Genomic DNA, 11343 nt, shown 5'->3' on the forward strand with positions numbered 1-11343 from the left:
CTCTTGAAATCCCAAAAAATGCACACTTTTTCCGGTATACCCTTCAAAACCCTTGCACTAATTTCTGTGTTTATCAGCCTCTAACCTTTGATATATCAAGGTTTTAGGTTTATTCAGCAAACCCTACATAATGGTTCTCCTATAGTAGCCAGATTAAATGGTTTACGTCCATTGATGCACAAGGATGAACAATAGCAATTATCTGTAATTTATTACATCATTCGCCATCACTTTAAGTTAAGACGAGCTTATTCTGGAGAATCGAGTAAACTAGCTTGTGATTCATCAATTTGCACAAATTTACCATTCTTAACCTCTAGAAGAACAGGTTTTCCATCTCTCTCCATGTTATCTGTAAACTTGAGCGGATAACCTGATGTTTCATTTGCAGACAAATTAACGTCTTTTAATCCTTCTAATACTGTCTGACGAGACGCATTGTTTGATAAAGCCTTTATAAATGCTTGTGTAGCATCATAGCTAGTAGCTGTACGCCAACTAACATCTCCTCCCCATAGTTGCTGTGACTCTTTGGCAAATTTCTGTGCTTCTTGTGTTCCTCTAAACCAAGGAACTGATAAGATCATACCTTCCACAGCTTCTCCACCTTGCATTAAGGTTTCATAACTATAAAGAGTATCCCCTCCTAACAACTGTAACATTTGTTGATCAGGCCTATTTTTATAAAAATCTAGATTTGCTTTAGCAATGTCAATAGCTTTACCAGTATTTTTCGTATCTGGAAATAGCATCGCTGCTTCTGCTTTATATGTATTGATACTTTCATCAATATCATCACCAAAGAAACTAGAGTTAAATGAATATTTTTTAACTACTTCACCTCCTTGATTTTGAAAATCATTGGTAAATGCTTCAATACTCTTGCTATAGGCACTTTCAGGATTGGCAAAAATTACGACTTGTTTTAATTTCAAACTATTGGAAACATAATTAGCTAATTTTTGACCAGTAATTTGATCAGAATCAACTACTCTAAAAAAAACAGAGCTTTTTAAATCTGCGCTAGTTGCAGTAGGAGAAATAATTGCTAGTTTGGCTTTTTCGTAATCTTGTAGTAGAGATTTAGTAACGTCACTAGAATTATGTCCTATTACCCCTAAGATAGATGAATCTTTAATGATTGCGTTCACTACTGCTTTAGCCTTATTAGAGTTGTTACTGTCATTACCAATAACTATTTCTAGTAATCTGCCATTTAATCCTTTATTTTGATTAAATTGATTCTGCGCTTGGGCTACACCTCTTAATATTTCTTGAGCAATATTATTAGTTTCTCTATCTATTGGTACAACTACTGCTAAAGTAAAAGGAGAACTTTTTTGACGGGCTAAGGCATTATTATAATAAATTCTGGATTCGACATCAGTGTTATCTGCTTGTATAGCTTGTTTAAATAACTTCTCAGCTTGTTGATAATCACCCTTTTTGAAGGCTTGAATACCTTGATCACGAGGGATATTGGTGATGTTGGGGAATAGGGTTTTATCGCCCCGACTAATTCTGCTATTATCTACTACACACCAAATCCCAAATTCTTTTTTTTCTCCTGCTGGACAAGGTTGAGTATATAAATGATAAATCGTAGCTAATATAATACTAGTAGAAACAGATAAACATACGAGAATAATTATTATTAATATCGGTGGCTTTTTTTGACGTGTATTTACTTCGTGATTGACCTCATGATTACTTGTAGTTTGATTTGCAATCTCGTAAGGTTTAGCAAAGAACCTATCTTCAATCTCGTAATGAATATTACTTGTGTTAGTTGTTGTATTCTCTATAATTTGAGCTATAATTTGAGATAGTTCCATATTATTGTTTTCATTTATATAGGACTTACGCAAGATATGACTGAAAACCTTATTCTTGGGTAGGGGTAATTCATGAATTACCCCTACTTTCGTTCCCTTTTGCGTAAGTCCTGTTATATTTTCTTCTGGCAATTGTGCATCACTTTGCGTTTCTTTTTGAGTCAATTTTTCTAATGCACCAATTTCCTCAGTGAGTGGATGAGTTTGTCTAATCCATTTACGGAATAATTCTATTTTAACTTTTTCATCTTTTGTTTGTTCTAAAAACTCATTCTCTTTTAAATATTCTTTCGTTTTTATGATCAGATTAATATCTAGATCAGCTTTATTTGCTTTAATTAAATCTAAATAATCTTCTGAGGTTTCTTGAGACTCTGCAACTGCTGACAAAACAATTTTTTCGAGGATAGAAAACTCTTCCCAAAACCACGATAACCCAGCTTCAGCTAATTCAATAGCTTTGTCTATAATAGCTTCTACATCTTCCTTTTGAACTTTATCATCCAATTTATTATTTTCTCTCGCTCTACTAAAAATAGCAAAACATATTACTTGAGTAAAATAGGGATGTCCTGCTGATAGCTTAAAAATAGCTTGAATCGCGTCGTCTCCATACTCAAGTATATTTTGGGCTGGTTGATTAATTAAATTTGTGGTCGTATTCTGATCTAATAACTTAATTTCTTTAACAGTAACTATATTCTCAAAACTCCTAATTTTTTTGGAAATGTTGAATAATTTTTTATCCATTAATAGAATTACGAAAAGTTTTTGGGTATTATGAATTATCGAAAATAAATTTTCATAAAATAGTTTTAATGATATTTCTGTATGTTTATTTATGAATATGTCAAAGTCATCTAGTAATAAAACTAAATTTTTGCCGTTTAAGGCTTGATATATTTGCGGTAAAAACTCCTTGGAAAAAACGCCATCGTTTGACTCTAGGTCTGTAATTTCGGGTATTTTTATATTCTCTTGTTCTAATGACAAGTCGCTTATAATTTCTTTTGCTAATTCTGCTAAGATTCTACCTAATGATTGTTGAGAATAATATTCTAAACTGAATGTCACAAAAACAAAGTTCTCTTGCAAATCTTGTAATTGATTAGTAATATTACGCACAACAGATGACTTGCCAATGCGTCTTTGTCCGTATAATACTATTACTTGTTTATGCTGTTGGAGATAGTGTCTAATATCCACAAATAGCGATTCCCGCCCAAATAACAACGCTTGGTTAACTGGGCGGCCAAGAACATAAGGATTTCTTTGAGGCTTGAAAGAAGTATTCATATTTCCATCGTACCTCTAAAACACCAATTAACATCCGTCAGATGAACTATCTTAACTTAATTTCTATAATATTTCTATAAGTAGATCCGCCAAATGAATTAATCATCTCGATTCAATTTCTACAAATTTACCGTTCTGAACTTTTACAAGAATAGATTCTCCCTGGCGCTCTCTGTCCTCTGTGAACTGAAATGGGTAGCCTGATGTTTCATTTGCAGGAAGATTAACATTTTTTAATCTTTCTAATACTGTTGTGCGAGAGGCATTGTTTGATAAAGCGTTGATAAATGCTTGTGTAGCATCATAGCTAGTAGCTGTACGCCAACTAACATCTCCTCCCCATAGTTCTTTTGATTTTTTAGCAAACTCTTCTGCTGCTGGTGTTCCTCTAAACCAGGGTATTGCAATTATTAAACCTTCTACATCTTTTCCACCGCTCTCTATGGTTGGATAATAGTTATAAAGGGTATCTCCAGCTAACATTTTTACTTCTTGTATGGGAAAATTTTGCGTTTTTAATCTTGCATTTCTGTTGGTAATTTTTTGGGCAATTTTAATGGCGATATCAGTTGTATCTGTACTTGGAAATAAAAGAGCAATTTCTGCTTTATCAGTATATACACTTTTGGCAACTTCTTTTTCTGGGTCAAAGGTGGTAGCAGTTAAATCAATTAGGGGTTTACGAACTACCTCACCTCCTAATTTTTCAAACGTATTTGTAAATACCTCTCTGATGCTGTTACTATATGGGCTGTTAGGATTAGCAAAAATTACGGCTTTTTTTAATTTCAGTTGCTTATAAGCATAGTTGGCTAGTTTCTGACCTGCACTTTCATCTGAATGAACTGATCTAAAGAAAACTGGATTTTTGAGTAAAATACTGGTGCTAGTGGCAGAAATAATAGGTAATCCAGCATTTTCGTATACTGGTAGTGCGATTTTTGTAGCATCACTAGACTTATGTCCAATTACCCCCAAAATTGAAGAATCATTTGCTAATTGTTGAGCTACTTGTTCTACATATTTAGTATTCCCATCTTTAGTATTCCCATTATTAGCATTACCATCATTAGCAATCACAATCTCTAGCAATTTACCATTGAAACCTTTATTCTGATTAAATTGATTTTGTGCTGCTGCTACTCCACGTAATATTTCTTGACCCTCACTGGTATTTTTATTATCTATTGGTACAACTACCGCGAAAGTAAAAGGAGAACCTTGTTGAAGAGCGAGAGAATTATTATAATAAATAAGCACTTCTGGATCATTTTGATTTGCTTCTACAGCTTGTTTAAATAACTTCTCAGCCTGCTGATAATCACCTTTTTTGAAGGCTTGAATACCTTGATCACGAAACCTATTGATAATGTTAGGGAAGAAAGTGCGATCGCCCCGACTAATTCTACTATTATCTACTACACACCAAAACCCAAATTCTTTTTTTTCCCCTGTTGGACAAGGCTTGCTAAAAAATACTGTATAACCACCAAAACCCAGAAGCAAAATTATAGCTAATCCTCCTAGAAATCCTCCAAATCTTAAACCCCAGTTCAGCCAGGTTGAAATTTGATTAGTATTAATATTGACAGATGCAGAATTTTTATCTGCAACTTTAAGATCCGTTCTAGATTTCAGAGTTTGAATTTCTGCTAATTTTTGTTTAGATGATTTCCTGTTAGAATCAATTTGTAAAACAAGCGTAAACTGTTCTTCTGCCTTAACCCATTCTCTGTTAAGTATTAATTCATGTCCATAATCTTCTCTTACTTCTATTAGAATATCTTTACTTTGTTCACTATCAATTTCGTAAGCCATTGTACAAATTTCTAATGCTTGCTCAAAATCCTGACCTTGTGATTTTTGTTGAGCTAGTGTTAGTAAAGGTTGTACAATTAATTCTTGTTGATGATGATTAAGTTTAGAATAAAATTGATAGGCTCGTTTATATAGATTACTAGCTTCATCTATATTTTGTATGTTCAAATATTCTTGAGCTAAGGAAATAACACATTGAAAATTATTAGGATTAGCTGTTAAGGCTTGCTGATAAAAACTTAATGAGTTTTGAGGATACTTTTGTGCCAATGACAAAATATCATTAACATATTCCTGGTTAATTTCCTCCAAGTGAGTAATTTCATCTTTTAAGCGATGTTCTTTCACTAGCCAAAGACGGACAAACTCTATTTTTACGAGCCGTTTTGTCTCATCTAAAAAACCATACTCAAATAATTGTTCGTATGCGTCTGTTAAATCTTGTGTTATTACTATACTATAGGCATTGGTTAATAATGTTAGTGGTTCTTCAATAACAGATTGATTGTTTGCGATCGCCATTTCTTGAGCCTCTGCTGCGGCTGCAATAATTATTTGCTGTTGCAAATTCAATCCATCCCAGAACCAAGCTAAACCACCTTTTCCTGCTTCGATTGCTTGGTTTATAACATTTTCAACATTTTGAGGAGTGATAGTCAACAAATCATTGTTGGGATTTATTCGATAGTTATCACGTACCTGACCATAAATAGTGTGGCAAATAACTTGGGTAAAATAGGGACTTCCGGCGCATATATTAAAGATGGTATCTATGGTTTCTGGTTGATATGTTAAAATACCTTCTGCTGGTTTAGTAATTAACCTTTGGGTACTCTCTTTGTCCAACAAAGCAATTTCTTTATAGGTTGCTTGCTTAAAAAAAGAAACTAAGGTTTCTAATCTATTGATATGTCTCCCTACAACGGGAATAATAAATAATCTTTGATCTATGTTCAATAGATGTATTATATACTCTAAAAATCTTCCGGTTTCTTGTTCATTCTCTCTTTCAGTTAAAACATCAAATTCATCCCAAAGAAGAACTATTTTTTTGTTACCTATATTTAGATAAACTTGAGGTAGAAACTCACGATGAAAAGTTTGAAAATCTTGTTGTATATTTTCTGCTAAATGTTCTAAAACATCATTGTTATCTTGTGGTAATTCTAGTTTTTCTAAAATTTTCTGGGCAATGTCCGATAAAATTTGATTATTGGATAATTTTTCTTTATCTTGAAAATCAAAATTAATGAAAATAAATTCATCACTACCAATTTTTTGAGGAATTAAATTAAGTACAGAAGATTTACCAATGCGTCTTTGTCCATACAATAAAATTAATTTTGCATTTTGGGGAAGACTATCAGCAATCAGAGAAAATAAATATTCCCGCCCAAAAAAATTTTTTGGCTCTCTAATCGGACGGCCTATGATGTAAGGATTAGGAGGTAGGTTAGGTAGATTAGTCATAATTGTATATTGATTTTATCATCTATTGAAAAGATTTTATCAACTCCACATTAGATTAATAATGTGTTATGTCAAATATAGTTAATAGAGAAGATTAGGAGAACTTCCCTATTCAGTTAAGTTGCTAGTTATTTAGTTGAGGCTGGTAATGGATAATTCTCAGAAAACTTCCGTTGTTATTCTGTGAATCCTTTAATCTTGGACATCCTAATGAAAATACTTTACCTAACTAGCAACTTAGATGATTAAGAATTTTATTAAGGCAAGAATGGTAATAGTTTCGGAATCCAATCTAACACGGTTTTGACTGTATCAGGATTCTGTGTTAACCAAGTTACGAAATTTTTAACTTGAGCCAATTGTTTATGACTAATGAGATTCAGAAATACTACTTTGTTCTCTTCAAAGAATTGTTCCGATGTATTTAATATTTCCTGTATTGCCCTTTTTTTCATTAGTGGTGAAGTAAAGGAATACAACTTTCCTGAATCCGTAATACTGGAAGTAATTACACCTCTATCTTCTAATTTGCTTAAAATACGTTCATGCTGAGTCATAATTCTTCCTATGCCTGTTAAATTAAATCTTGTATCCTGGATACGACCATCCAGATCTAGCAAGGCTATCAGCATCAATAAAAGCTGTTCTGTAGGATTACATCTTTGCCAAATTAATTCAAAAATATGTATAGTATCACGTTCAAATCCCTGAGAAAATGATTCAACATTAGCATCATTACGTCGCTGCATTTCTCCATATATTAAAAATCCACCGATTTGTACTAAAGTAGGATGTCCGCCTGTAATATTGATAATTTCCCCCCGTAATGTTGGAGGTCTAACAATATTCAAGATTTGCACCAATTCGCTAGTATTAAATAGTTTCAGGGATTGAAATAAATAGTGATTGTACCAAGGAGAAGCATGAGGGTTAAGTTGCGGTTGCAGTTCGCTTAGGGGTTGAAGTGAGGACACAATCATAGATAGATATTGACTTTCTTCTGCATGAACCGCCAAATTACGACATTCTGCCAAAAATGTTTCCATTTCTGTTTCAGTGTATTGTTTATGTGTTACCAGAGCTGTATCAAAGTCATCTATTAACAGTAATAAAAATTTACCATTCTGGTCTAATTTGCGTAATGCTTGGCGGATAATGCGATTTGTGGCTGGTTTTTCTAGTAAGGGTTTAATTTCAGCTTGTAATTGCGGTTCATTATCTAATTGCTCATGTAGCAAATTTAAGATTTCTTGCCAAAAACCAGCAGGTGTAAAGTCCCTAATATCTTGGCAGTAGAGTAATACAACCACAACTTCAGATGGCTTTATGCCATGTTCTCTTAGTGCTTGTTCAGAAGCGAGTTTCCTTAAAAATGAGGTTTTGCCCATCCCCGGACCACCCCAAATGGCAAAATGGCCGCGGTTACAGATTTGGTCAAAGGCAAAGTTAATTTCTGATGTGCGTCCCACAAAATGTTCTGGGGGAACTGGTTTTCCGGGAAAAAAGGGATTGAACATGGTTGTTAGCCTGGATTTGTAAAAAAAATATTTGTATATATGAGGATATTACTAGGAAACTGCAAATTACATCACGACTAGCTAAATGTTGCCCAGATTACAGGCAGCCAATTAAAATACAATATTCTATATAAAACTTTATAGCACAGAGAATATATGGGTTAATAGTGGGATATGAAGACCTCATCGCAATTTCTACAAGAAATCTATCATATTTTAGGACTTACGTAAGATGTGACTGAAAACCTTATTCTTGCGTAGGGGTAATTCATGAATTACCCCTACTTTCGTTCCCTTTTGCGTAAGTCCTGATATTTGAAATATTAGTTTCAATATCAGCGATCGCACTATCACCCATCACAAACAACCTCTTTAAAAACTCTTACCTTCGTTTCTTCGTTCCTTCGTGGTTCAATCCCCGTGTTTTCGTATTTTTTATATCATAAAGTATAATTAACTTTTTATAATAAAAACAAACGCAGATAAACGCAGATAAACGCAGATAATTCCAACTAAATATATTTGATGATGCAGTGGGGTTTAGCGTAAAATGAGTATCAGGGAGAGCAAAAAAGAAATCAGCCCCAAACCCTTGATAGATAAGCTTTTGGGAAGATTTAACTTTTAATTTGGAATTTTCAATTGGTATTAGTATGAGAATTAGGTTAAATTTAATTAAGATTCTAGAAAAATTTCCCGAATCTGCCATAGGCAAACTACGCTCTCATGGCTGAAATTACAAAATGGATTTATAAACATCCGTTACAAAAGTAGTCATATTGGTACTAGAGGCAAATTAACAGATGAAATTTTCTTGGAGAATTGTAGCACTTTGGTCTGTGCTGGCCTTGGTAATAGGCTTTTTCTTTTGGCAAGGTACTTTTGCCGGTCAACCAGCAGATAACAGCCGTAATGCAGCCAATACCCGCATGACCTATGGGCGCTTTTTAGAATACTTGGACGCTGATCGCGTTACCAGTGTAGACTTGTACGATGGTGGCAGAACTGCAATTATCGAAGCTAACGACCAAGATATTGAAAACCGCATTCAACGCTGGAGAGTAGACTTACCTGTTAACGCTCCTGAGTTGATCAATAAACTCAAAGAACATAACGTTAGCTTTGATGCTCATCCTATCCGCAATGATGGCGCGATCTGGGGTTTGTTAAGTAATCTTTTGTTCCCAGTGTTGTTGATTACTGGTTTATTCTTTTTGTTCCGTCGCTCTAATAACCTTCCCGGTGGTCCTGGCCAAGCGATGAATTTTGGTAAGTCTCGCGCTCGTTTCCAAATGGAAGCGAAAACAGGCGTAAAATTTGATGACGTGGCAGGAATTGAAGAAGCTAAGGAAGAATTACAGGAAGTTGTTACTTTCTTGAAACAACCGGAGAAATTTACCGCAGTAGGTGCGAAAATTCCTAAAGGTGTGCTGTTGGTTGGACCTCCAGGAACAGGTAAAACCTTATTAGCAAAAGCGATCGCTGGTGAAGCGGGTGTTCCTTTCTTCTCTATCTCAGGTTCAGAGTTTGTAGAAATGTTTGTGGGTGTGGGTGCTTCCCGTGTCCGCGACTTGTTCAAAAAAGCGAAAGATAACGCTCCTTGTATCATCTTTATTGATGAAATTGACGCTGTAGGTCGTCAACGGGGTGCTGGTATCGGTGGTGGTAATGATGAACGGGAGCAAACCTTAAACCAACTGTTAACAGAAATGGATGGTTTTGAAGGTAATACTGGCATCATCATTATTGCAGCTACCAACCGTCCTGACGTTCTCGACTCTGCGCTATTGCGTCCCGGTCGTTTTGACAGACAGGTAACAGTTGACGCTCCCGATATTAAAGGACGTTTGGAAATTCTCGAAGTTCATGCACGGAACAAGAAATTAGACAAGAGTGTTTCCTTAGAAGCGATCGCCCGTCGTACCCCTGGTTTCAGTGGTGCGGATCTTGCTAACCTCCTCAACGAAGCAGCTATTCTCACCGCCAGAAGACGCAAAGAAGCAATTACCCTGTTAGAAATTGATGATGCAGTTGACAGAGTAGTTGCAGGGATGGAAGGTACTCCTTTAGTAGACAGCAAGAGTAAGCGGTTAATTGCTTACCATGAAGTTGGTCATGCTTTGGTGGGTACTTTATTAAAAGACCATGATCCTGTACAGAAAGTTACCCTCATTCCCAGAGGACAAGCACAGGGTTTAACCTGGTTTATGCCCAATGAAGAACAGGGTTTAATTTCCCGTTCGCAACTAAAAGCAAGAATTACTGGTGCTTTGGGTGGTCGTGCAGCAGAGGAAGTAATTTTTGGTGCTGCGGAAGTGACAACTGGTGCGGGTGGAGACTTGCAACAGTTATCAGGAATGGCCAGACAAATGGTAACAAGGTTTGGGATGTCTGACTTAGGTCCTTTATCTTTGGAAAGTCAACAAGGTGAAGTGTTCTTAGGTCGTGACTGGACAACCAGATCCGAGTATTCTGAGTCTATTGCTTCTCGTATTGATGCACAAGTGAGAGCGATCGCCGAAGAATGTTATGAAAACGCCAAGAGAATTATCCGTGAACACCGTGCAGTTACAGATCGCTTGGTTGATCTGTTAATTGAAAAAGAAACCATTGACGGTGACGAGTTCCGGCAAATTGTCGCTGAGTACACTGAAGTACCTGATAAGCAACAGTTTGTTCCTCAACTGTAAGGGTTTTGAGTTTTAAATATTAGGAAATTAATGGGGATGGTGTCAACTGTCCCTATTTTTTTGGGAATAATAAACCGCAGATCCGTAGGTTGGGTACAAAGAAAGCGCAACCCAACAAAATAACTCAATGTTGATGGTTATAATTATAGAAAACTGGTAACAGGGTAAGAAATATGATACAAATTATTTTGGATTCAGAACAAGAGAAGTTATTGCAGGAACAGTTAAAAACAGGTAAATATAAAACACCTAATGAAGTGATTACTGATGCTTTAAAAGTATTAGCAGAAAAACAAAATCTCAATCAAGAAAGTCAAAAAATTACAATTCTTTCGGGAGAACCAGCACAAAAATTACTGGAGGAGAAAATTAAAATGATGCAGGAACTAAAAAGGAATTATCAACCAGATCCCCACAGACAGAAATTAGCTGAGGAATTTAGTCAATTATGTCAAGAAACCCAGGAATTACAAGCTTTTCATCCTTTAACAGATGCAGAAATTGATGAAGAAATAGCAGCGTCTCTTAACCCAAACTAATACTTTAAAACAATTCACTGACATTAATATTCAATTTTACATTGAATCTAAATAGGGTTTGCTGAATAAACCTAAAACCTTGATATATCAAAGGTTAGAGGCTGATAAACACAGAAATTAGTGCAAGGGTTTTGAAGGGTATACCGGAAAAAGTGTGCATTTTTTGGGATTTCAAGAG

At 35.2% G+C, this 11343-nt stretch carries 5 protein-coding genes; 2 read left to right on the plus strand and 3 right to left on the minus strand.

Features of this window, described 5'->3' with window-relative positions; genetic code table 11:
* Window positions 1–248 precede the first annotated feature (248 nt).
* The 3 genes from FFR48_RS19945 to FFR48_RS19955 all read right to left on the minus strand — a co-directional run bounded on the left by FFR48_RS19945 (window position 249) and on the right by FFR48_RS19955 (window position 7936).
* The gene (locus tag FFR48_RS19945) at window positions 249–3131 is read right to left on the minus strand and encodes an ABC transporter substrate-binding protein (protein ID WP_137668585.1); all 2883 of its coding nucleotides are present in this window, start codon (window positions 3129–3131) and stop codon (window positions 249–251) included.
* A gap of 102 nt (window positions 3132–3233) precedes the next feature.
* Window positions 3234–6419, minus strand: a complete 3186-nt coding sequence (locus tag FFR48_RS19950) for an ABC transporter substrate-binding protein (protein WP_137668586.1) — start codon at window positions 6417–6419, stop codon at window positions 3234–3236.
* A 257-nt stretch (window positions 6420–6676) separates the two neighbouring features.
* Window positions 6677–7936 (minus strand): AAA family ATPase, encoded by a 1260-nt coding sequence (locus FFR48_RS19955; protein ID WP_137668587.1) that lies wholly within the window; start codon window positions 7934–7936, stop codon window positions 6677–6679.
* Window positions 7937–8739: 803 nt separating this feature from the next.
* Between FFR48_RS19955 and ftsH2 the strand changes: the two genes are divergently transcribed.
* Both ftsH2 and FFR48_RS19965 read left to right on the plus strand, forming a co-directional pair.
* Window positions 8740–10626, plus strand: coding sequence for an ATP-dependent zinc metalloprotease FtsH2 (gene ftsH2 / locus FFR48_RS19960; RefSeq protein WP_137668588.1), 1887 nt, complete (start codon window positions 8740–8742; stop codon window positions 10624–10626).
* Between the two features lie 173 nt (window positions 10627–10799).
* Window positions 10800–11165, plus strand: coding sequence for a hypothetical protein (locus FFR48_RS19965; protein WP_137668589.1), 366 nt, complete (start codon window positions 10800–10802; stop codon window positions 11163–11165).
* The last annotated feature ends 178 nt before the right edge of the window (window positions 11166–11343 follow it).

Origin of the sequence: Sphaerospermopsis reniformis (genome assembly GCF_005402885.1) — a bacterium.
Classification (GTDB): Bacteria; Cyanobacteriota; Cyanobacteriia; order Cyanobacteriales; family Nostocaceae; genus Sphaerospermopsis; species Sphaerospermopsis kisseleviana.

Coding starts and splice junctions, on each gene's coding strand:
- FFR48_RS19945 (WP_137668585.1), bottom strand. CDS start 3,131: ATGAATACTTCTTTCAAGCCTCAAAGAAATCCTTATGTTCTTGGCCGC.
- FFR48_RS19950 (WP_137668586.1), bottom strand. CDS start 6,419: ATGACTAATCTACCTAACCTACCTCCTAATCCTTACATCATAGGCCGT.
- FFR48_RS19955 (WP_137668587.1), bottom strand. CDS start 7,936: ATGTTCAATCCCTTTTTTCCCGGAAAACCAGTTCCCCCAGAACATTTT.
- ftsH2 (WP_137668588.1), top strand. CDS start 8,740: ATGAAATTTTCTTGGAGAATTGTAGCACTTTGGTCTGTGCTGGCCTTG.
- FFR48_RS19965 (WP_137668589.1), top strand. CDS start 10,800: ATGATACAAATTATTTTGGATTCAGAACAAGAGAAGTTATTGCAGGAA.